This is a genomic window from Nonomuraea sp. B208 (assembly GCF_057536035.1).
In genome coordinates this window covers 71673-92476 of record NZ_BAAJOU010000025.1, presented here as the reverse complement: position 1 = coordinate 92476, position 20804 = coordinate 71673, and the positions used below count along the sequence as shown (strand labels likewise).

27 protein-coding genes and 1 tRNA gene are annotated in these 20804 nt (G+C 70.1%); 16 read left to right on the top strand and 12 right to left on the bottom strand.

The window, feature by feature from the left end; genetic code table 11:
• Positions 1–81 precede the first annotated feature (81 nt).
• Entirely contained in the window at positions 82–948 is an 867-nt protein-coding gene (locus AC27IY_RS28370; protein ID WP_487179769.1) for a dienelactone hydrolase family protein, read from the top strand.
• On the opposite strand, the gene AC27IY_RS28365 is transcribed toward AC27IY_RS28370, so the two are convergent.
• From AC27IY_RS28365 to AC27IY_RS28345, 5 genes are all read right to left on the bottom strand, one after another.
• Positions 887–1252 carry a DUF2516 family protein gene (locus AC27IY_RS28365; protein WP_020544674.1) on the bottom strand — a complete coding sequence of 122 codons (366 nt, stop codon included), beginning with the start codon at positions 1250–1252 and terminating at the stop codon, positions 887–889. The two genes, AC27IY_RS28370 and AC27IY_RS28365, sit on opposite strands and share 62 nt — an antisense overlap.
• A 182-nt stretch (positions 1253–1434) precedes the next feature.
• Entirely contained in the window at positions 1435–1869 is a 435-nt protein-coding gene (locus tag AC27IY_RS28360) for a hypothetical protein (RefSeq protein ID WP_344217956.1), read from the bottom strand.
• A gap of 3 nt (positions 1870–1872) precedes the next feature.
• Positions 1873–2364: a helix-turn-helix domain-containing protein gene (locus AC27IY_RS28355; protein ID WP_364462864.1), complete on the bottom strand. Its 492-nt coding sequence runs from the start codon at positions 2362–2364 to the stop codon at positions 1873–1875.
• 60 nt (positions 2365–2424) lie between these two features.
• Entirely contained in the window at positions 2425–3330 is a 906-nt protein-coding gene (locus AC27IY_RS28350; protein WP_344217952.1) for a M56 family metallopeptidase, read from the bottom strand.
• Positions 3327–3683 carry a BlaI/MecI/CopY family transcriptional regulator gene (locus tag AC27IY_RS28345; RefSeq protein WP_487179768.1) on the bottom strand — a complete coding sequence of 119 codons (357 nt, stop codon included), beginning with the start codon at positions 3681–3683 and terminating at the stop codon, positions 3327–3329. Before AC27IY_RS28345 ends, AC27IY_RS28350 begins: the two co-directional genes overlap by 4 nt.
• 88 nt (positions 3684–3771) lie before the next feature.
• On the opposite strand from AC27IY_RS28345, the gene AC27IY_RS28340 reads away from it, so the two are divergent.
• Positions 3772–4287 carry an O-acetyl-ADP-ribose deacetylase gene (locus tag AC27IY_RS28340; protein ID WP_423477593.1) on the top strand — a complete coding sequence of 172 codons (516 nt, stop codon included), beginning with the start codon at positions 3772–3774 and terminating at the stop codon, positions 4285–4287.
• Here AC27IY_RS28340 and AC27IY_RS28335 read toward each other — a convergent pair.
• Together AC27IY_RS28335 and AC27IY_RS28330 are read right to left on the bottom strand one after the other, a co-directional pair.
• Complete coding sequence (locus AC27IY_RS28335) at positions 4284–5090, bottom strand: class I SAM-dependent methyltransferase (RefSeq protein ID WP_423451063.1); 807 nt, start codon at positions 5088–5090, stop codon at positions 4284–4286. The genes AC27IY_RS28340 and AC27IY_RS28335 overlap by 4 nt on opposite strands.
• A gap of 52 nt (positions 5091–5142) precedes the next feature.
• The gene (locus AC27IY_RS28330; protein WP_487179767.1) at positions 5143–5883 is read right to left on the bottom strand and encodes an SDR family NAD(P)-dependent oxidoreductase; all 741 of its coding nucleotides are present in this window, start codon (positions 5881–5883) and stop codon (positions 5143–5145) included.
• A gap of 111 nt (positions 5884–5994) precedes the next feature.
• Between AC27IY_RS28330 and mshA the strand changes: the two genes are divergently transcribed.
• Genes mshA through AC27IY_RS28315 form a run of 3 tightly spaced genes read left to right on the top strand, consistent with a single transcriptional unit; the run spans position 5995 to position 8544 of the window.
• Positions 5995–7272 carry a D-inositol-3-phosphate glycosyltransferase gene (gene mshA / locus AC27IY_RS28325; RefSeq protein WP_344217942.1) on the top strand — a complete coding sequence of 426 codons (1278 nt, stop codon included), beginning with the start codon at positions 5995–5997 and terminating at the stop codon, positions 7270–7272.
• Positions 7273–7283: 11 nt separating this feature from the next.
• Positions 7284–7763 (top strand): type III secretion system chaperone family protein, encoded by a 480-nt coding sequence (locus AC27IY_RS28320; RefSeq protein ID WP_344217940.1) that lies wholly within the window; start codon positions 7284–7286, stop codon positions 7761–7763.
• 37 nt (positions 7764–7800) lie between these two features.
• Complete coding sequence (locus AC27IY_RS28315) at positions 7801–8544, top strand: phosphoglyceromutase (RefSeq protein WP_329585812.1); 744 nt, start codon at positions 7801–7803, stop codon at positions 8542–8544.
• 4 nt (positions 8545–8548) lie between these two features.
• Here AC27IY_RS28315 and AC27IY_RS28310 read toward each other — a convergent pair whose 3' ends face one another.
• Together AC27IY_RS28310 and phoU are read right to left on the bottom strand one after the other, a co-directional pair.
• Positions 8549–8782, bottom strand: coding sequence for a hypothetical protein (locus AC27IY_RS28310; protein ID WP_487179766.1), 234 nt, complete (start codon positions 8780–8782; stop codon positions 8549–8551).
• Between the two features lie 49 nt (positions 8783–8831).
• Positions 8832–9476, bottom strand: coding sequence for a phosphate signaling complex protein PhoU (phoU, locus tag AC27IY_RS28305; RefSeq protein ID WP_344217935.1), 645 nt, complete (start codon positions 9474–9476; stop codon positions 8832–8834).
• A 133-nt stretch (positions 9477–9609) separates the two neighbouring features.
• On the opposite strand from phoU, the gene AC27IY_RS28300 reads away from it, so the two are divergent.
• Positions 9610–10785: a sensor histidine kinase gene (locus tag AC27IY_RS28300; RefSeq protein WP_344218092.1), complete on the top strand. Its 1176-nt coding sequence runs from the start codon at positions 9610–9612 to the stop codon at positions 10783–10785.
• Between the two features lie 45 nt (positions 10786–10830).
• Complete coding sequence (locus AC27IY_RS28295; protein WP_242377497.1) at positions 10831–11523, top strand: response regulator transcription factor; 693 nt, start codon at positions 10831–10833, stop codon at positions 11521–11523.
• A gap of 66 nt (positions 11524–11589) precedes the next feature.
• On the opposite strand, the gene AC27IY_RS28290 is transcribed toward AC27IY_RS28295, so the two are convergent.
• On the bottom strand, positions 11590–12171 hold the full coding sequence (locus tag AC27IY_RS28290; protein ID WP_344217931.1) for a copper chaperone PCu(A)C domain-containing protein: 582 nt from the start codon (positions 12169–12171) through the stop codon (positions 11590–11592).
• 274 nt (positions 12172–12445) lie between these two features.
• Between AC27IY_RS28290 and AC27IY_RS28285 the strand changes: the two genes are divergently transcribed.
• The 4 genes from AC27IY_RS28285 to AC27IY_RS28270 all read left to right on the top strand — a co-directional run bounded on the left by AC27IY_RS28285 (position 12446) and on the right by AC27IY_RS28270 (position 14268).
• Positions 12446–12928, top strand: coding sequence for a CarD family transcriptional regulator (locus tag AC27IY_RS28285; RefSeq protein ID WP_020544658.1), 483 nt, complete (start codon positions 12446–12448; stop codon positions 12926–12928).
• 17 nt (positions 12929–12945) lie between these two features.
• Positions 12946–13419, top strand: a complete 474-nt coding sequence (gene ispF, locus AC27IY_RS28280) for a 2-C-methyl-D-erythritol 2,4-cyclodiphosphate synthase (protein ID WP_344217929.1) — start codon at positions 12946–12948, stop codon at positions 13417–13419.
• 187 nt (positions 13420–13606) lie between these two features.
• Positions 13607–13903: a GlsB/YeaQ/YmgE family stress response membrane protein gene (locus tag AC27IY_RS28275; protein ID WP_364462888.1), complete on the top strand. Its 297-nt coding sequence runs from the start codon at positions 13607–13609 to the stop codon at positions 13901–13903.
• Positions 13904–13998: 95 nt separating this feature from the next.
• The gene (locus AC27IY_RS28270) at positions 13999–14268 is read left to right on the top strand and encodes a GlsB/YeaQ/YmgE family stress response membrane protein (RefSeq protein ID WP_091080742.1); all 270 of its coding nucleotides are present in this window, start codon (positions 13999–14001) and stop codon (positions 14266–14268) included.
• Between the two features lie 120 nt (positions 14269–14388).
• Here AC27IY_RS28270 and AC27IY_RS28265 read toward each other — a convergent pair whose 3' ends face one another.
• Positions 14389–15795, bottom strand: coding sequence for a DUF2637 domain-containing protein (locus AC27IY_RS28265; protein ID WP_487179765.1), 1407 nt, complete (start codon positions 15793–15795; stop codon positions 14389–14391).
• 52 nt (positions 15796–15847) lie between these two features.
• Between AC27IY_RS28265 and AC27IY_RS28260 the strand changes: the two genes are divergently transcribed.
• The 4 genes from AC27IY_RS28260 (at position 15848) to AC27IY_RS28245 (ending at position 18806) form a co-directional block, all read left to right on the top strand.
• Entirely contained in the window at positions 15848–16234 is a 387-nt protein-coding gene (locus tag AC27IY_RS28260; protein WP_344217923.1) for a PPOX class F420-dependent oxidoreductase, read from the top strand.
• Positions 16235–16277: 43 nt separating this feature from the next.
• Positions 16278–17669 (top strand): cysteine--tRNA ligase, encoded by a 1392-nt coding sequence (gene cysS / locus AC27IY_RS28255; protein ID WP_487179764.1) that lies wholly within the window; start codon positions 16278–16280, stop codon positions 17667–17669.
• A 66-nt stretch (positions 17670–17735) separates the two neighbouring features.
• Positions 17736–18713 carry a 23S rRNA (guanosine(2251)-2'-O)-methyltransferase RlmB gene (rlmB, locus tag AC27IY_RS28250; RefSeq protein ID WP_423451059.1) on the top strand — a complete coding sequence of 326 codons (978 nt, stop codon included), beginning with the start codon at positions 17736–17738 and terminating at the stop codon, positions 18711–18713.
• 20 nt (positions 18714–18733) lie between these two features.
• Positions 18734–18806, top strand: a tRNA-Thr gene (locus AC27IY_RS28245).
• A 74-nt stretch (positions 18807–18880) separates the two neighbouring features.
• Here the strand turns inward: AC27IY_RS28245 and AC27IY_RS28240 are convergent.
• Positions 18881–19873 (bottom strand): hypothetical protein, encoded by a 993-nt coding sequence (locus AC27IY_RS28240; protein WP_487179763.1) that lies wholly within the window; start codon positions 19871–19873, stop codon positions 18881–18883.
• 699 nt (positions 19874–20572) lie between these two features.
• Here AC27IY_RS28240 and AC27IY_RS28235 point away from each other — a divergent pair.
• Positions 20573–20800, top strand: coding sequence for a hypothetical protein (locus AC27IY_RS28235; protein WP_487179762.1), 228 nt, complete (start codon positions 20573–20575; stop codon positions 20798–20800).
• The last annotated feature ends 4 nt before the right edge of the window (positions 20801–20804 follow it).

The following is a 20804-nucleotide window of genomic DNA, read 5'->3' as shown; positions in this document are numbered from 1 at the left end:
GCACGCCTGTGGCGAGATTACCCCTGGACCTGGCGATCCGGCCGATCGCCCCGGCCTGCCCGATCAGTACAGGCTGCCCTCATGAGCCTTGACGATCCCATCACCGATCTCCGCCGCCGCAGCGTGGACGTGGAGGGGGTGGTGAAGACGGTGTACGTCGCGGGCTCCGGGCCCGCGGTGGTGCTGATGCCGGAGATGCCGGGCATCAGCCCTGACGTCCTCCGCCTGGCGCGGTGGATCCGCGACGCCGGCTTCACCGTGCATGTTCCGTCGCTCTTCGGCAGGGACGGCGCCTATCCCACCGTGGAGGACGGCGAGAAGGTCGTCCGCCGCGCGTGCGTGAGCGAGGAGTTCCGGGCGTTCGCCGGAGGCGGCACCAGCCCGGTCACGGCATGGCTGCGCGGGCTCGCGCGGCAGGCCCACGCCGAGTGCGGAGGTCCGGGCGTCGGCGCGATCGGACTGTGCTTCACCGGCAACTTCGCCCTCACCATGGCGCTGGAGCCGGCCGTCGTCGCGCCGGTGGTCAACCACCCGTCACTGCCGCTGGACGACCCCGCCGGGCTGGAGCTCAGCGAGGCCGACGCGCTCGCGGTGCGCGAACGCGTGAGGCGCGACGGGCTCAAGGTGCTCGGCTACCGCTTCGAGGGCGACCCCTGGTGCACCGGCCGGCGCTTCGCCGCCTATCGGGCGCTCCTGGGGAACGCCTTCGACGGCCGGATCCTACCGGGCGGCGTCGCCCGCGAGGACCCGCCGCCGTTCTTCCGCGACGTGGTGGGAACCCCGCACAGCGTGGTCACCGCCCACCTCGTGGACGAAGAGGGACATCCCACGCTCGCGGCCAGGGACGAGAGATCCTCGCCTTCCTGGCCGGCGCGCTCGGGGTGGGTCACCAGGGCCCGTAGGGGCCGTTGTTGCCGCCCCGACCCATGCCCTTCACGGCGGGCTTGACGTCCACGATGTAGACGGCCGCGGCGATGACGGCCAGGATCGAGAAGATCCCGAGCCCGATGCCCATGAACTGGCTGCTGCCGAGGAAGAGGAAGGTGATGAGGTATTCGTAGGCGTTCGCGGCGGAGAACAGCGTGGCGAGCACCAGGATGAGCAGCCAGAGCGGCTTCTGGAGCTTGCCCGCCGCGAGGAACGCGTTGGCCGGCACCCGCAGCGCGTGCACGAGCGCGTAGACCGACATGCCGAAGATGACGGCGGCGAGCACCAGGAAGAGGAGGTTGAAGACTCCGTTGATCAGACTCATGTGTCGGCTCCGCCCAACGCCCGTGATGAAAAACCGTTCCCCAGCCTAATAGCCGGGACCGACAGCCGGGCACCCCAGAACAGAAAGGCCCGCCTCCGCGGTACGGAGACGGGCCGTGCGCGACCGGCGCGGATCAGCGGATCGGCGGATCAGCGGATCAGCGGATCAGCGGGGTCGACGGGTCAGGCCTTGGCGGCCTTGGTGGCGGCGGTGCGAGGGCGGGCGGCCGGCTTCTTCGGCTCGACGGGCTTGGCGACGGGCGGCTCGGCGGCCTCCGACACCTCCTCCAGCTCAAGGGCGGCCGTGCCGCTGGCCTGGCTGACGACCTTGCGGCCGCGCGTGGCGAGGTCCTCGTAGACCTCGGTGGCGCGGTTGGTCAGCTGGTCGGCGTACTCGCGGGCCTTGTCGGGGAACTCGCGGGCGACGGCCTCGACCTTGTCGGCGTAGGCGCGGGTGCGCTCGGGCAGCTCGCGGGTGAGCTCGGAGCGCCGCGACTGGAGCTTCTGAAGCTGCTCGGGCAGCTCGCGCAGCTTCTCGACGGCGTAGTCGCCGACACCGGCGACGACGTAGAACGGCTTGGAATCGGTGAGCTTCTTGACCTCGGTCGCGAGCGTCATGGGTTAACCTTCCTTGGTTTCCTGGTTGACGTTGCCGTTGCGTGAGGTCGCCGCGTAGGGCTCAAGCGCGGCGAGAAACTCCTCGGGCAGCGGCTCGTCGTCCTGCTCGGATCCGGAGTGGGGGCGAGCGTTCTGGGAGGTCTGCTCGCCCTCCTCCGGGTTCTCCTTGCGGAACGACTCGTAGATGTCGATCAGCACCTGGCGTTGCCGCTCGGTGAGACGCGGATCAGCCCGGATCGCCGTGATCACGTCGCTCGGCGGCTCCCGGTCCTCGATCAGGCCGGCTTGCACGTAGAGCGCCTGTGAGGAGATCCGCAGACCCTTGGCGATCTGGTTGAGGATCTCCGCGCTCGGCTTGCGCAGCCCCCGTTCGATCTGGCTGAGGTAGGGGTTGGAGACCCCGGCAGCCTCCGCGAGCTGGCGCAGGGAGATCTTCGCCTGCTGCCGCTGCTCGCGGATGTATTCACCGATCGAACCGACCTTGGGTAGTGCCATACCCATAGTCTGCCGCCCGCTGCTTGCAATTGCAAACGCGGAAGTTAACACCAGCAAGCATCAGAGCTGGTAGACCCACAGGGTGGGAGCGGCGGTGAGCAATGTCACAGCGAGCGTGAGATAACCGTAACGCACTGTCGCCGCGAGCTCGGGACCGGGCTTGACCAGGCGGTTCACCCGCGCCATGACGTTGTGGGCGTGCACGCCGAGCATGCCGTGGGGCGTCGGCATGGCCCCCGCCGAGCCGAACCTGAGCAGCGCCGTGGCGAGCCGCCGCGGCGAGCAGTAGCGCCGGGCCCGGTCGTCGGCGGCCATCTCGATGAGCAGCTCGACCTGCGCCTGCGCGTCGGCCACGACCTTCGACCACGGCAGCGCCCTGCGCAGCGCGGCGAAGGGCAGCAGCACCAGGTCGTGACGCTCGCGTACGTGCGCCGCCTCGTGCGCGAGCACGGCCGCGAGCTCGTCCTGCGACAGCAGCCTGCGCGCGCCCTCGCTGACCACGACCTGCGAGCGCAGCCCGGGGACGCAGTAGGCGGCCGCGCCCGGGTGGTCGAGCACCCGCACGCCCGGGATCGCCGGATCGTCGTGGGCGATGAGCGCGAGCAGCGTGCGGTGCCGGTGACGCGCCCGCAGCGCCTGGACCCCGGCGGTGAGCAGCACCGCGACGAGGACGGCCAGCGCGGTGACGCCCGCGATCATGGCGAGCACGTGCAGCGCGTCCCACGGGGTCGCCGGAGTCTCCCCCCGCGCGAACGCGATGAGCCCCGGCAGCACGCCGAGGTCGTAGGGCTGGACCGCGTACGCCAGCATCGCGCCGGTCGTCGCGAGCCCCCAGGCCACGCCCAGGGACTGCCAGAGAAAGATGGCCAGCCGCGGCGCGCGCGGAGTCCAGTCGGCTCTGGTGAAACGCCAGGAGCCGACAGCGCACGCCGCAGCGAGCACCGCCAGCGCCGCTGCCGTGATCACTCTTCCTCCAGCTCCGTGAGGGCTCTGCGCAGGATGTCCGCCTCGGGGCCTGAGACGGCCTGGGCGAAGCGGGTGAGGGCGGCCGACCGGTCGCCCGTCATGCCCAAGGCTTCCAGCATAAGCTCGGCGACGTAGGCGTCGCGGCTTTCGGCCGGCTGATATCTCCAGGCCCGGCCGTCGCGGGTGCGCTGCAGGAACCCTTTGCGGGTGAGGCGGTCGAGCACGGTCATCACCGTGGTCGGCGCGAGGTCACGGTCGGCGATGAGCCTGCCGACCTCGCGGGCGGTCAGTGCGCCGTCCTCCGCCCACAGGATGTCCATGATGCTGCGCTCAAGCTCGCCAAGACCCTTCACGTCCTTCAGGGTAGCTCTACAAGGCGTCGAGCAGGCATTCGGGTGCCGGATGTCACAGACCCGATTCTTGCCGGGGGAAGAGGCGGACATGAACATCACGCTGGTCCAGGGCGACATCACCGCGCAGCCGGTGGACGCCGTCGTCAACGCCGCCAACTCCTCCCTCATGGGCGGCGGCGGCGTGGACGGCGCCATCCACCGGCGCGGCGGCCCCGACATCCTGCGGGCCTGCCGGGAGCTGCGCGCCGGTCACTACGGGCGCGGCCTGCCGACCGGTCAGGCCGTGGCCACGACCGCGGGCCTGCTGCCCGCCCGCTGGGTGATCCACACCGTCGGGCCCGTCCACTCGGCCGCGGAGGACCGCTCGCACCTGCTGGCCTCCTGCTACCGCGAGTCGCTGCGGGTGGCCGACGAGCTGGAAGCCGCCACGGTGGCCTTCCCCGCCATCTCCACCGGCATCTACGGCTGGCCGATGGACGACGCCGCCCGCATCGCCCTGGCGGCCGTGCGGGCGGCGGAGACCTCGGTGACCTCGGTGACGGAGGTGAGGTTCGTGCTGTTCGACTCCGCGGCGTACGAGGTCTTCGCGGCGCGGCTGGGTTAGGGCGCGTTCCCTGTCCGAGGATCGACCGCGGCCCACGGCAGGGTCAGCTCGCCGAGCCGCCACCGCCGCCGCCCGCCGAGCGGCGGCCGGTCGCACACCGGCCAGGAGTCCATGAGGAGGCGTACGGCGGCCAGCCACCGCTGCCGCGCCCCGTGCGCCCCATAGGGGGCGCTCACCGCCCAGGCGTGGTCGAAATCGCGCAGGAACGCATGGATCCGCTCACCCGGCACGTTCCGGTGGATGAGCGTCTTCGGCAGCCGGTCGGCGAGGTCTGAGGGCCGCTCGAAGGCGTCGAACCTGGCCGAGAACGTCAGCGTGCCCGGCCCCTCGGGCGACAGGCCCACCCAGACCGCCCGCCGCCCGTTCTCCGAGCAGGTGCCCTCGACCAGCGCGCCGTCCGGGGCGAGCTTGCCGCACAGCACCTCCCAGTAGTGCCAGGCGTCCGCCTCGGGGTACTGGCGCAGCACGTTGAACGCCCGGACCAGCGCCGGCGGCCGGTCCACGGGCAGCTCGAAGCCGCCGAGCCGGAAGCTCAGGCCCTCCCGCTCGTACGGCTTCGCCAGCGCCACCCGCGCCGGGTCGATCTCGATGCCCACCACCTCGACCCGGGGCGCGACCCGGCGCAGCCGGGTGAACAGCTCCAGCGTCGTGGTGTGCGAGGCCCCGTAGCCCAGGTCGACCACCAGGGGCCGCTCGGCCGCCCGCAGCCGCCGCCCGTGGACCGCGACCACCCAGCGGTCGCTGCGGCGCAGCCGGTTGTGGCCGGTCGTGCCCCTGGTGACGGCCCCGACGGGCCTGCTCACCTGACCCTGCTCATCGGACCCTGCTCACTGGACCCTGCTCACTGGACCCTGTTCATCGGACGCGGTGCACCTTGTGCTGGGCCGCCTGGGCGCGCGGCCTGATGACCAGGCGGTCGATGTTGACGTGGGCCGGCCTGGTGACGCACCAGGCGATGGCGTCGGCGACGTCGTCGCTGCTCAGCGGGTCGGGGACGCCTTCGTAGACGCGGTCGGCGGCCTCCTGGTCGCCGCGGAACCTGGTGACCGCGAAGCCCTCGCTCCGCACCATGCCCGGCGCGATCTCCACCACGCGCACCGGCTGACCGACCAGCTCCAGGCGCAGGGTCTCGGCCATCGAGCTCTGGGCGTGCTTGGCCGCGCAGTAGCCGCCGCCGCCCTCGTACGACACCAGGCCCGCGGTCGAGGTCAGCATCACCAGCACGCCGTCGCCGGAGTCGATCAGCTTGGGGGTCAGCGCCTGGGTCATGCGCAGGGAGCCGAGCACGTTGACGTCGTACATGCGCTGCCAGTCGTCGAGCCGCCCCTCGGCCACGGACTCCAGGCCGAGCGCGCCGCCCGCGTTGTTGACCAGCACGTCGCAGCGCTCCAGCGAGGCCGCGAGCGCGGACACCGACTCGTCGGAGGTCACGTCGAGCGTCACCGCCCGGATGGCGGGCACCTCGGCGGCCAGCTTGTCGAGCCGGTCGCGCCGACGCGCGCCGGCCACCACGTCGTACCCCTCGGCGGCGAGCCGGCGCGCCGTCGCCTCGCCGATCCCGCTGCTCGCCCCGGTCACCACAGCCGTCTTCCGCATGCCCCACATCCTGCCAGCGCGGGGCCGGCGCGTCCGACGTGCCCCCGGTGTGGTCACATGTCGGGAATGTCGTAAAAATCTGGATGGTTAGCAGCAGGGAGGTGATGTCGAGTGAGGCGACGACGGGTCAGCCGGGTCGCGACCATCAGCATGCACACGTCGCCGCTGCACCAGCCCGGTACGGGCGACGCCGGCGGCATGAACGTGTACATCGTGGAGTCCGCCAAGCGGCTCGCCGAGCTCGGCGTGGAGGTGGAGATCTTCACCCGCGCCACCGCCCGCGACCTGCCCCCCGTGGCCGAGCTCGCCCCCGGCGTCCTCGTCCGGCACGTCACCGCCGGCCCGTACGAGGAGATGGACCGCGCCGACCTGCCCGCCCAGCTGTGCGCGTTCCTGTCCGAGGTGCTGCGCATCGAGGCCATGTACGACCCCGGCCGCTACGACGTCATCCACTCCCACTACTGGCTCTCCGGCCAGGTCGGCTGGCTGGCCAAGGAGCGCTGGGGCGTCCCCCTCGTCCACACCATGCACACCATGGCCAAGGTCAAGAACCTCCTGCTCGCCGCCGGCGACAAGCCCGAGCCGCAGGCCCGCGTGGTCGGCGAGGAGCAGGTCGTGCAGATCGCCGACCGCCTGGTCGCCAACACCGGCGACGAGGCCCGCGAGCTCATCGACCTGTACGGCGCCCCCGAGCAGCGCGTCGCCGTCGTCAACCCCGGCGTCAACCTCAACGTCTTCAGGCCCGCCTCGCAGGCCGCCGCCCGGCACCGGCTGGGCCTGCCGCTGGGCGCGCACGTGCTGCTGTTCGTCGGCCGCATCCAGCCGCTCAAGGCGCCCGACGTGCTGCTGCGGGCCGCGTCCCGGCTGCTCATCGAGGACCCGTCGCTGCGCGGGCGGCTCGTCGTGGCCTGCGTCGGCGGCCCGTCAGGCAACGGACTCGCCCGCCCGTCGATCCTCGCCGAGCTGGCCGTCGAGCGGGGCATCCTCGACGTCGTCAGGCTCGTGCCCGCGGTGCCGCAGCAGGAGCTCGCCGACTGGTACCGGGCGGCCACGGTCACGGTCGTGCCGTCGTACAGCGAGTCCTTCGGCCTCGTCGCCCTGGAGTCGCAGGCGTGCGGGACGCCGGTCGCCGCCGCGGCCGTCGGCGGGCTGCGCACCGCCGTCAGGGACGGCGTCTCCGGCCTGCTCCTCGACACCCACGACCCGGCCGAGTGGGCGCGGGCGCTGAGCCGCTTCGTCACCGAGCCCGCCTGGCGCGACCGGCTCGCCGACGGCGCCCGCGCGCACGCCGCCGCCTTCGGCTGGCAGGCCACGGCGTCCCGGCTGGTGGAGGTCTACGCGGCCGCGGTCGCCCACCTGCACAAGACGCCCGTGGCGATCAATCTGTAGCCTGCGTAACCATGCGAGAGATCGTAGAAGCCGCGCTGAAGGCCTCGGAGGTCACCTACGACGAGCCGAGGCCGGGGGCGTTCCTCGTCAAGCTCCCCGGACAGCACAAGCTCGCCACCATGACCTGGCTCATCGTCGGCGAGCGGGTGCTGCACGTCGAGGCGTTCTTCTGCCGCAGGCCGGACGAGAACCACGAGGAGTTCCAGCGCTGGCTGCTGGAGAAGAACGGCTCCATGTACGGCGTGCACTTCTCCCTCGACCCCGTCGGCGACGTCTACCTCGTGGGCCGCGTCCCACTGGCCGCCGTGGACGCCGACGAGATCGACCGGCTGCTCGGCTGCGTGCTCACCTACGCCGACGACTGGTTCGACCGGGCCCTTGAGCTGGGCTTCGCCTCCTCGATCCGGCGCGAGTGGGCCTGGCGGGCCAAGCGCGGCGAGTCGCTGGCGAACCTCCAGGCGTTCGCCCGCTTCGCCGACCCCGACCGCTGAAAGCCCGCGCGGACCGGCCACCCCTAGGATTGGGGCCATGGCGACTTTGGTGCTGCTACGGCATGGCGAGAGTGACTGGAACGCGAAGGGCCTGTTCACCGGCTGGGTGGACGTGAGCCTGTCCGCCAAGGGCGAGGAAGAGGCCCGCCGGGGCGGCAAGCTCCTGGTGGAGGCCGGGCTGCGCCCGGACATCGTCCACACCAGCCTGCTCAGCCGGGCCATCCAGACGGCCCAGCTCGCGCTGGCCGAGGCCGACCTGGCCTGGCTGCCGGTCAAGCGGAGCTGGCGGCTCAACGAGCGCCACTACGGCGCTCTCCAGGGCAAGAACAAGGCGCAGACGCGCGAGGAGTTCGGCGACGAGCAGTTCATGCTCTGGCGCCGCTCCTACGACGTGCCGCCGCCCCCGATCGCCGACGACGACGAGTTCTCCCAGGCCGGCGACCGCCGCTACGCGCTGCTCCCGCCGGAGCTCATGCCCCGCACGGAGTGCCTGAAGGACGTTGTGGAGCGCATGCTCCCCTACTGGTACGACGAGATCGTCCCCGACCTCTCGGCCGGCCGCACGGTGCTGGTGGCCGCCCACGGCAACTCGCTGCGGGCCCTGGTCAAGCACCTCGACGGCGTCAGCGACGAGGCCATCGCCGGGCTCAACATCCCGACCGGCATCCCGCTGCGCTACGAGCTCGACGCCGACTTCCGCCCGCTCGTCAAGGGCGGCGAATACCTCGACCCCGAGGCCGCCAAGGCCGCCATCGAGGCCGTGGCCAACCAGGGCCGCTGAGGCTTCACCCGCCCGTGGTAGGGCCGAACGGGAGACCCCGTTCGGCCTTGTTTACGCAGTCCGGGCAGACCGGCTGGTCCGCCGAGCGGGCCAGCGCCTCCGGCGTCGCCGGCCGCAGCGTGCCCGCGACGGTGATGCCCGGCGGCAGCCCGGTCGCCCGGTCCACCAGGAACGTCGTCACCTCCGCGGGGTCGTAGTCGAACTCCCGCCTGCACGCGTAGCAGCGACCGCGCTCCATGAGGCCCGCCCCTTCCGACGCCCGACGGGCCCCAGCCTACGACGTGGTTTCAGCTCGGGCGGCTGCCGGTGACGAGGTAGACGACGTCCTGCGCGACCCGTACGGCGTGGTCGGCGTAACGCTCGTAGTAGCGGCCGATGAGCGTGACGTCGATGGCCGACTCCACCCCGTGCGGCCAGTCCTTGCTGAGCAGCATCCGGAACAGCCGGCGGTGCAGCCGGTCCATCGCGTCGTCGTCCTGCGGCAGCTCCAGCGCCGACTCCACGTCGCGCGAGGCGACGCAGCTGCCGGCCTTGGTGACGAGGGCCTCGGCGATCTGGCCCATCTCCACGATCGTGGAGCGCATCTGCGCCGGGATCGCCGAGTCGGGGTGGCGCAGCCGGGCGACCTTGGCGACGTGGACCGCGAGGTCGCCCATCCGCTCCAGGTCGGTGCCCATGCGCAGCGCGGTGATGACCAGCCGCAGGTCCACCGCCACCGGCTGCTGCCTGGCCATCAGGTCGAAGATGGTGGTCTCGATCTCGGCGAAGATCGCGTTGACCTCCTCGTCGCGCGAGATGACGCTCTCGGCGATCGCCAGGTCCGAGTCGAGGAGGGCGGTGGTGGCACGGGAGATGGCGGACCGGACCAGCCTGGTCATCTCGACCAGTTTGTCGGTCAGTCCTTCGAGTTCTTCATGGTAGGCGTCGCGCATGTCGTCACCGTACGAGGCGCATGATGAACGAACTTCGACCGCGAGATGAACTTTCCACGAAAGGGACGTTCATCCCCTGATGAGAGGGCATGTAGCCCGAAGCGGGCCACCTACCATCGAAGACATGAGTGAGATGGCCATGAGCTTCGCGGCCCTGGCCGGGTTCGTCGTGGGAGCCCTGGCGGTCCTGTTCTACCGCAACCAGATCGAGGCGCCGAGCCGCGCCGCCGCCGACGAGGGGGCGACGCCGGGGACGGCGCTGCCGCAGGGCGTGGCCTCCGTGCTCGCCGTGCTGCCCTCCTCCGCCGTGGTGCTCGACGCGCACGACCGGGTGCTGCGCGCCAGCTCCGCGGCGCGGGCGTTCGGGCTGGTCAGGGGGGACCGGCTGATGGCCGCCGAACTGCTCGCCCTGGCCCGCCAGGTACGCCGCGACGGCGAGATCCGCGAGAGCGAGATCGACGTCGCCGGGCACAAGTTCGGCCAGGAGACCACGAACTTCGCCGTCCGCGTCGCGCCGCTCGGCTCCTACGGCCAGGTGCTGGTGCTGGCGGAGGACCAGACCGAGCGGCGCCGCGTCGAGGCCGTGCGCCGCGACTTCGTCGCCAACGTCAGCCACGAGCTGAAGACCCCCGTCGGCGCGCTCAGCCTGCTGGCCGAGACCATCCAGGACGCCGCCGACGACCCCGAGGCCGTCACCCGCTTCGCCAACCGCATGCAGCACGAGGCGGCCCGGCTCAACTACCTGGTCCAGGACCTCATCACGCTGAGCAGGATCCAGGGCGCCGAGCCCATCCCCATCCCTGAGCAGGTCGCGATCGACGAGGCCGTCCAGGACGCCATCGACCACTGCAACACCAAGGCCGGGGCGAAGGACATCGCGATCGTCACCGGCGGCACCGAGGGCCTGCGGGTCTGGGGCGACGACGAGCTGCTCGTCACCGCCCTGCGCAACCTCATCGACAACGCCGTCGCCTACAGCCCCGAGCACACCCGGGTCGTCGTCAGCGTCAGACCGGCCGGTGACTCGGTCGAGATCAGCGTCAGCGACCAGGGCATCGGCATCCCGGAGGAGGCGCTGGAGCGCATCTTCGAGCGCTTCTTCCGGGTCGACGCGGCGCGGTCCCGAGCCACCGGCGGCACCGGTCTCGGCCTCGCCATCGTCAAGCACGTCGCCGTCGCGCACGCCGGCGAGGTGTCCGTCTGGAGCAAGGAAGGGTCCGGCTCCACCTTCACCCTCCGCCTGCCGGCCTTCGGCGGCACGGCGGTGGCAGTACCACCCGCAACCCCTCTGGAGGCAGCCCGTGACTGAGCGGAGCCCACGAACCATCGGACACAGCACCCCCAGGGAGGCGTCGTGACCCGGGTGCTCGTCGTCGAGGACGAGGAGTCGTTCTCCGACGCCCTGTCCTACATGTTGCGCAAGGAGGGGTTCGAGGTGTCGGTCGCGGCCACCGGGCCGGAGGCGCTCGACACGTTCGACCGCAACGGCGCCGACCTGGTGCTGCTCGACCTCATGCTGCCCGGCCTGCCCGGCACGGAGGTGTGCCGGTCGCTGCGGCAGCGCTCCAAGGTGCCGGTGATCATGCTGACCGCCAAGGACAGCGAGATCGACAAGGTCGTCGGCCTGGAGCTCGGCGCCGACGACTACGTGACCAAGCCGTTCTCCTCGCGCGAGCTGGTCGCCCGCATCCGGGCGGTGCTGCGCCGCCAGGGCGACGTCGTGGAGGAGCTGGAGAGCGCCGTGCTCGCCGTCGGCCCGGTGCGCATGGACGTCGACCGGCACGTGGTGGCGGTGCGCGGCGAGCAGGTGCAGCTGCCGCTGAAGGAGTTCGAGCTGCTGGAGGTGCTGCTGCGCAACGCCGGCCGGGTGCTCACCCGCGGCCAGCTCATCGACCGCGTCTGGGGCGCCGACTACGTGGGCGACACCAAGACGCTCGACGTGCACGTCAAGCGCCTGCGCGCGAAGATCGAGGCCGATCCGTCCAACCCGCGGTGCATCCTCACCGTGCGCGGCCTCGGCTACAAGTTCGACGTGGTGGACGACTGAAAAACCCCTTGTTCCGGTACGTGACGCGTACCGGAACAAGGGGTTTTCCGCTGTCTCGGGCTGTCGCTAGTGCGACTCCTCCTCGGCGGGGGCCGAGGCGGAGGGGGTGGGCGTGGGGGCGGGGGTCGCGCCGGGGGCCGGGGGGTATTCGGCGAACTCGCGGCTGCGCGTGACCACAGGCACGTTGAGGGACACGGTGCCGGCGTTGGCGAACTGGAGGTCCAGCTTGATGGTCTCGCCGCCCCTGAGGCTCTTGGAGATGCTCTCGAGCATGAGCTGGGGGCTGGGCTTGCCGGTGTTGACGAGCTGGTTGCTCGGGATCTGGATCGGGCTGGCGATCTTGACGCTGCCCATGTTCCCGGCCGAGACCGCCTGCAGGGTGTCAGGGGTGGCCGCGGTGTTGAGGATGTTGAGATAGATCGGGGCGGAGCCGCGCCACGGGAGCTGGGCTCCGGAGTCGGGGCCGAGGATGAACGCCTGCGGGATGTTGATGCCACGCGAACCGTAAGCGCCGTTCTCGATCAGAACCTGAGCTTCGTTAGGGGCGTACGGCTTGGCGGTGGTGGCGTCGAATCCCGCGCCGCAGCCGGCGAGCACGGGGGCAGCCAAGAACGCTGCGGCGGCGACAATCCAGCGACGGCTGGTCACGAGCGGGTACTCCTTGGGTCTTGCGCATGCGTGTCGGGGGCTCTCGCGCATGTATCAACGGCGCGTGAGTGCAGCGCCAACCATATCGATCCGAATCCATGGTCATATCCGCGCCCCCGCAGGTCATTCGCTATGTCCGGAAATGTCAGGCATAGAGTTGAGCGCATGTCAAGCCCCAATATGCGGCTTTGACCTGCAGTTATGAGGATTTCACTGTTCCGGGAGGCTGTGGATGCGTGGTACCCTGGAGTACAGCGGAAGGGGTACTTGTCACATGACTTTCCAGGTCGGCGACACTGTCGTCTACCCCCACCATGGGGCTGCTCGGATCGAAGCAATCACGACGCGATCCATCAAGGGTGAGGAAAAGACCTACCTGGTGCTCAAGGTCGACAAGGGCGACCTTACCGTCCAGGTGCCAGCCGAAAACGCAGAACTTGTCGGTGTGCGCGATGTCGTCGGCCAGGAAGGCCTTGAGCGGGTTTTCGATGTCCTTCGCATGCCGCACACGGAAGAGCCGACCAACTGGTCTCGTCGATACAAGGCCAATCTGGAGAAGCTCGCGTCCGGAGATGTGAACAAGGTCGCCGAAGTCGTTCGGGACCTGTGGCGGAGGGACCGCGAGCGCGGTCTGTCCGCGGGCGAGAAGCGCATGCTCGCCAAGGCGCGCCAGATCCTGGTCAGTGAGTTGGCGCTCGCCGAGAAGACCAATGAGGACAAGGCCGAGGCCCTTCTCGACGAGGTTCTCAACAGCTGAACACGAATCTTCCACGGGTGGGCGTCGGTGTCGACGTCCACCCGTTCGCTTCCAAGGACTCAGGGCGCGAGCTCAGCCTCGCCGGCCTGCGCTGGCCGGGGGAGCTCGGCCTTGAGGGCCACTCCGACGGCGACGCCGCCGCCCACGCGGCCTGCGACGCGCTGCTGTCCGCGGCCGGTCTCGGCGACCTCGGCCGCCTGTTCGGCACCGCCGACCCGCGCTGGGCGGGCGCCACGGGCGTCGTCCTGCTGGAGGAGACCGCCCGCCAGGTGCGCGCCGCGGGCTACGAGATCGGCAACATCGCCGTCCAGGTGATCGGCAACCGGCCGAAGCTCGCGCCACGCCGCGTCGAGGCCGAGCTCGCGCTGACCAACGCCGCGGGCGCGCCCGTGAGCGTCTCCGCCACCACCACCGACGGGCTCGGGCTGACCGGCCGTGGTGAGGGCATCGCCGCCGTCGCGACCGCGCTGGTGGTGAACCTCTCCGGCTAGCCGGGCGTCTCTCATGTGGGATGCGTGAGGGTGTCCCGGCGGGTCGTCAGCCAGCCCGCCTGAATCGGAGGCGGCGGTTCGTCACTGGCGCGGTACGGACCGCCGCCTTCCTCGTCCATTGGGTTGTTTGTCCTGCTCAGGGGTACGTCTTCCCGAGACATGTGAACGTCTTCGGGGGGAGCTACACATGATCGGCGCGATTGTCTCCGCCGTGATCATCGGCGCCATCGTCGGTGCGCTCGGCCGCCTGCTGGTCCCGGGCCGGCAGAACATGTCCATCGGCCTGACCCTCATCGTCGGCATCGTCGCGGCCTTGATCGGCACAGCGATCGCGGCAGCGCTCGGCGTGGCCAACACGAGAGGCATCAACTGGATCGAGCACATCATCCAGATCGTTCTGGCCGTCATAGGCGTGCTGCTCGTCACCCGGATGGGCATCGGGGGCGGCCGCGGAGGACGTTCTCGCGGCAGGACGACCACATGACCTGCGCAAATCAAAATAAGCGCATAATCGCCGGAGACCGGGTAGCGACATTCCCGTGAGCGTGAATGGGTCACCTCACGGGGAGGTTTCGAACCATGACAATCCAGTCCATCCTTGGCGCCATCGTGATTGGTGCCGTGATTGGCGCAATCGGTCGCCTGCTGCTTCCCGGTAGGCAGGCCATCGGGTGGATCCTCACCGTCGTCGTCGGCATCGTGGCCGCCCTCGTGGGCACGCTGCTCGCGCAGGTGCTGGGCGTGGAGACGACCCCCGGCATCGACTGGATCGAGCTGGTGATGCAGGTCGTGCTCGCCGTCGTGGGCGTCGGCCTGGTCGCCGGACTCAAGCGCGGCCATCGCGTCTAGCGAACGCGAACAGACAGCAGGCCGGCGGCACGGCACTGGCGCGCTTACGCCGGAGATGCGCCGGACATACATCGGCCCGCCTCGCTCCGCGAGGCGGGCCTTCCTGCTGCGGCTTGTTCGTCAGTCCTCCGGCTCCGGAGGGCGCGGAGTGCTCCGTAGACGGCCGGAGGGGGCCGGGGTGTCCTCGCGGATCACCGGGTGGGGGGCCGTGTCCTCTAACTCGCCCTCAGGGCCGTCCGGCGGGGACTGGGGCTTGGGGGGCTCGTCCCTGATGACGGGCTGGGGCTGGGTGTCGGCGTTCCTGGGGTCGGGGCGAGGGTGGACCAGGACGTCGGTGGGCTTGTAACGGTCACCCCAGCGGACCGGGCGGGTGGGGGGCTCCTGCGGTCGGGGGGCGGGTTCTGCGGGCTGTGCGGGCTCTGGGGCGGCGTCCTGGCTGGGCTGAGCGTCACGGCCCTCATGCTCGTCGTCCAGAGCGTCGTTGTGATGGTCGTCGCGGGGGGCGGGGTGTTCCTGCGGCGGCTCCTGGGCGCGCTCAGACGCGGGCGCGTCCGTGAACTCAGGCCGGGACTCCGGCTCTCGGGACTCCGACTCTCGGGACTCCGGCTCCCGGAACTCCGGCTCCCGGAACTCCGGCTCCTGGGGCTCTGGCTCCGAAGCTTGTGGCTCCCGGAACTCCGGCTGCTGCCGCTCCTGTTCCCGGAGCTCCGCTGACTGCCCCGAAGCCCGCTCCGAAGCCCGCTCCCGGTCTTCCTGGGGCTCCTGAGACTTCTGGGCGGCATGCCACTCGGCGACCTGAGCCGATACTGGGGCCTGAGGCGATGCCGAAGCGCTCAGCGACCCGGGCTCGTCGTCCTCCCTCGTGGCCGCCGCTACCGCTTCGTAAGGCGAGACCGGGGGAGTCTCGGGGGCGGGGGTGGGCCCGACGACCGGCGTGGGCTCAAGCACCGCGGCCGCCGCCGCAGCCGGGGAACCCGTCGCACTCGCCGTCACCAGGGGCGGCGGACTCGCCTCGGCCGCGCTCCGCCCCCGGTGGAACGGCACGATGTCCGTCTCCGCTGTGCCGTCGTCCCCAGCACCCGAGGCACGCCCACCGGTCACCCTCCCGCCCGACTGGACATGCTTGATCAGCAGCAGCCACAGCCACAGGGCCACGGCGAGCATGACCCACGGAGCCAGCGCCACCCCCACGGCCACCTGCCGGGCGTCGAAGGCGAAACGCGTCGCGGTGGCCACGTTGACCGCCGCCGCGGCGACGATGAGCAGGACCAGCACGGTCGCCGCCTGCACGCGTACCAGCACGCGGGCCGAACGCAGCAGCAGCACGCACACCAGCGCGACCACGAGCAGCGCGTCGAAGGCGGCCGGGTAGAGGTAGGCGAGGTCGGTCCTGGCCTCGCCGACGACGGCGAGCGCACGCAGGTCGTCGAACGAGAGCGCGCACGCGGCACCGGCGAGCGCGGCGACCGCGAGCCCCGCGAGGGCGATGCCCAGGCGGCGGAGCAAAGAGGGGGGAGTCACGTCCATGGCGGTTTCGAGACTACAGAAGAATGTGATCCGAGACCGATCAAGGAGAGACATGGCCGAGTTGCCCGAGGAAGCGCGCAAACTCCTGGACGCGCCCAATTACGCCACCGTCACCAGCCTCAACGCCGACGGCGGCCCCCAGTCGACGGTGGTGTGGGTACGCGCCGACGGCGACGATGTGCTCTTCTCCACCGTGAAGGGCCGCGTGAAGCCGCGCAACTTCGAGCGCGACCCGCGGGCGAGCCTGCTGATCATCGATCCCGACGATCCGTACCGGTATCTGGAGGTCCGGGGCACCGTGACCATGACGCCGGACCCCGAGGGAGCGCTGATTCAGGAGCTCTCGCAGAAGTACCGGGGCCAGCCGTGGCAGGACAAGCCGGGCACCGAGCGCCTTGTTGTCCGGATTCGGCCGGACAGGGTCGTGTTGCGAGACTGATTTATCGGCCTGATGACGGCCATGAGGCGTTAGCCTTGCCTTCGTGAGCCTGCACATCTACGACACCAGCACGCGCGCCATCCGTGAATTCGTTCCGGTCGAAGCCGGCCGGGCGTCGATTTACCTGTGTGGGGCCACCGTGCAGGCTCCGCCGCATATCGGGCACATCCGCTCGGGCGTGAACTTCGACGTGCTCCGGCGCTGGCTGACCCGTTCCGGCTATGAGGTGACGTTCTGCCGCAATGTCACCGACATCGACGACAAGATCATCAGGGTGTCGGCCGCGGAGGGCGTGCCCTGGTTCGTGGTGGCCGAGCGCAACCAGCGGGCCTTCACGTGGGCGTACGACACGCTGGGCTGCCTGCCGCCGACGGTCGAGCCGCGGGCGACGGGGCACGTGCCCGAGATGATCACCCTCATGCAGCGGCTGATCGATCGCGGGCACGCCTACGCCTCCGGTGGTGACGTCTACTTCGACGTCCGCTCCTGGGCCGAGCACTACGGCTCCCTCTCCAACCAGAAGCTGGAGAACATGCGGGGCGCGGGCGACACCGACGACGAGAGCTGCAAGCGCGACCCGCGCGACTTCGCCCTGTGGAAGGGCGAGAAGCCGGGCGAGCCCACCTGGCCCACGCCGTGGGGCCCCGGGCGTCCCGGCTGGCACCTCGAATGCTCGGCGATGGCCACGAAATACCTCGGGCCGACGTTCGACATCCACGGGGGCGGCATCGACCTGATCTTCCCGCACCACGAGAACGAGATCGCCCAGTCCCAGGCGGCCGGCGACGGGTTCGCCCGCAACTGGATGCACAACGGCATGCTCAAGATCGGCGCGGAGAAGATGAGCAAGTCGCTCGGCAACTCCCTGCTGATCCCCGAGATGGTGCAGAAGGTGCGGCCGGTCGAGCTCCGCTACTACCTGGCGGCGCCGCACTACCGCTCCTCGATCGAGTACTCCGAGGAGGCGCTGCTGGAGGCGGCGGCCGCCTACCAGCGCATCGAGGGCTTCGTCACCCGCGCCGCCGAGGTCATCCACGACGTGGACGCGGACGCGCCGCTGCCGCAGGCGTTCGTCGACGCTCTCAACGACGACCTGGGCACGCCCCAGGCGCTGGCGGTCGTCCACGAGGTGGTGCGCGAGGGCAACGTGGCGCTGTCGCGCGGCGACAAGGAGGCCGTGGCGCGGCTGCTCGCCGAGACCCAGAACATGCTCGACGTCCTCGGTCTCGACCCGCGTTCGCCGCAGTGGCGCGGCACCGGCTCCGACCTGTCGCCCGTCGTGGACGCGCTGGTGGCGGTGGCCCTGGAGCAGCGCAAGGCGGCCCGCGCCCGTAAGGACTACGCGGCGGCTGACGCGATCCGCGACCAGCTCGCGGCCGCGGGCATCACGGTCGAGGACACGCCGCACGGCGCCCGCTGGGAGCTGTCCCGCTGACGGAGCCTCACTCCGCCCGAGTGCGAGTGGAGTGAGGCGCCCGGCGGCCCGAGTACCCTTGTTCACATGGCAGCAGGCGGTAGGGCTTCGGGCAGGCCCGCGAAGAAGAAGGGCCCGACCAAGGGCACCGGAGGCCAGGTACGCCGCGGTCTCCAGGGCAAGGGCGCGACCCCGCCTGCCGAGATGCGTCACTGGTACAAGGACAAGGCCCGCTCCGAGCGCGTCGCGCGCGAGGAGCGCGGCGGGGGCACGGGCGCCCGCCGCCCGTCCGCCGGAGCGTCCCGCCAGCGCCGCTCCGAGGACACACCGGAATACATCGGCGGCCGCAACCCGGTCCTTGAGGCCCTGCAGGCCGGCGTGCCCTGCACCGCCCTCTACATCGCCCAGCGCCTCGACAACGACGACCGCGTCCGCGACTCCATCAAGATCGCCGCGGAGCAGGGCATCGCGCTGCTCGAGATCACCCGCGACAAGCTCGACCGCCTGACCGAGGGCGCGGTCCACCAGGGCATCGCACTCCAGATCCCGGCGTACGACTACGCGCACCCGTCCGAGCTCGTCGAACTCGCGCAGGACGCCGCCGAGACCCCGCTGATCGTCGCCCTCGACTCGGTCACGGACCCGCGCAACCTGGGGGCCATCGCCCGCTCGGCCACCGCGTTCGGCGCCCACGGCCTGCTCATCCCGTCCCGCCGCTCGGCCGGCGTCACGGCGGGGGCCTGGAAGACCTCGGCCGGCACCCTCGCCAGCCTCCGCGTCGCCCGCGCCTCCAACCTCACCGCCGCCCTCCGCGAATACCGCGACGCCGGCCTGTTCGTCATCGGCCTGGACGGCACCGGCGACACCGACATCGCCGACGTCGACCTCCTGACCGAACCGGCCGTCATCGTCGTCGGCTCCGAGGGCAAGGGCCTGTCCCGCCTGGTCCGCGAACAATGCGACGTCCTGGCCCGCATCCCGATGCAGGCCGCCGCCGAATCCCTGAACGCGGGGGTGGCGGCCGGAGTGGCGTTGTACGAGGTCGCTCGTCAGAGACGCCTCTAGCGTCTACACTGATAGGCCGCGCCGACGTAGCTCAATCGGCAGAGCATCTGTCTTGTAAACAGAAGGTCAGGGGTTCGATTCCCCTCGTCGGCTCTGCGAGATGAAGCCCCTGAACTGGCTTTTCCGGTTCAGGGGCTTCAGGCGTTGGTGGCGGCCCTGGATTGGAGCTAGGAGTTCATTTCATAGCGGTACCAATGGCGCGGGTCTCCGTCCTCGTGTAGCCACAGTGTTCCGTCTCTGCCGATCTTCCCTCGTGCCCAGCCGTTCGGGTGTCGGTCGTGTGGCAGCAGCAGGTTCAGCCGGTCCGACTCGGTGACGGCGCCGCTTTGTCGGCGGGCTCTGCGGATCTCCCAGCGGAATCCGCCGCCCGTTCGGTGTTGATCGAGGAAGGCCATCTCAGGACCAGAGATGGCCAGGCCGTGGCAGCTTGTGATGGGGTTCGGGGTGATGCTGCGGACGTCGTGATGATCGATCTCGATCAGCGGAAAGTCGGGGTAGGGGTAGGCGTGGACCACGTCACGACCGACGTTCAACGCGTAGCAGTGGCACCAGAAGACGTCTGGAGTGTGGAACGGCGCCATCCAGGGTTGGCCACCGTCGCTGCTCCAGCGCGTCAGGCCGATCGCGAAGCCGTTGGAGCGGGTGCCGTCTGGGTTGGGAAACCAGTAGTTCGACTCGTCGAAGTAGCTGATCCAGATGCCGCCCTGGGCGTCTGTCATGAGTTGCTCGAGGCCGTCACCGGCGTAGAAAGCCGACTGGGTTTGTCCGCTTCCATCGATGATTCGAACGTTGTCGGTGAGGTGTAGTTCGTCCTCTGGAACCGGCTCTTGATAGTGCTTGCTGCCGAGGCCTATGGGCCTACAGCGGGCAGCGGCCACCACGATGCCGTCGCCGTAGCTGTCGATCAGGGTGAACCGTTGGTCGAGGCCTGTCAGCGGAATCTCGTGGACCTCCGCCCCGTCGCAGATGACGGCGGTTGCGTCGTAGCGTGGGGGTGGCCGGAGTGCGGAGAGACGCGGGATGGCGACGAAGCCCTGGGCGGGGTCGGCGACCAGGGCGGCGAGCCGGCCGCAGCGGTCGATGGTCGAGGCCAGGACCTCATGTCGGGCGTAGCGGTCGGGGAGCGTCGCGTGGAGCGCGAGGCGGTGCTCAGCGACCATGAGCCTTTCTCGTTGTCATTCCTGCATGGTCGCATGCTAGGCGGCGCTGAGCCGCCGTACGGTCGCCGGACTCGGCTGTCACAACTCCTGCTGACAGTAAGCTTCCTCCGCTGGGTTGCTTCTGATCGCTCCGAAGCGCGTCTCCGCTGGTCCTAGTCCGTACCTGATCTTGCTAACGCGGATGTCAACAACGTCCGTGGACGCGGGTGGAGGTCCTTGGAAATCGATCAAGCTATGGGGGTCGCCAAGCAGGCGTCCGTGATGGCGGTGGAGAAGGTCAGGGGTTCGATTCCCCTCGTCGGCTCTGCAGCTCAAAGGCCCCTTCCGGGATTCGGGAGGGGCTTTTTTTGATCTCTGTGCAGCTGCGCCGTACAGCAACGGCCTCGCACCGATCCGACGCCTACTGCACACGAAGCCGCACTGCACGGACGTAGTTGTCGGAGGCAGCTTGGAGATCGTCGTGATGCTCCATCCCATCCGTCTTCGTGTAGATGATCAGATGATCCTTGGCCTTCTCCGTCACCCGATAGCTCGCTGCCGAGGCGAAGACCTGGACTTCGGACGAGGTCGGCCCCTCGACGAGTGGACGGACCTTCTGGCGACAGCGGCGACGGCCGGCCCAAGATGACTTCGGTGAGATACTTTCGCCGGCTCTGGGACGCTGATCGTGGGGACCAGTACGCCAGTTGGGGAACGTCGGTGTACTACCTCGCGATCGACGGCGCCGGAACCGTTCGTCAACAGGTCGAGGTATACGCCAACGGAGTAGTCCTCGCGTATGACGAGCTGCACGATGATGACGAGTTCGGCGGACTGACCTACGCGGACCTCGATCTGAAGGAGTTCTCGCCTTTCGAGATCTCTCGGCAGGAGTTCTTCGACGCCCTGGCCGAGCTCAAGCCCATGAATCGGCGACGTGGTTCCTGAACAG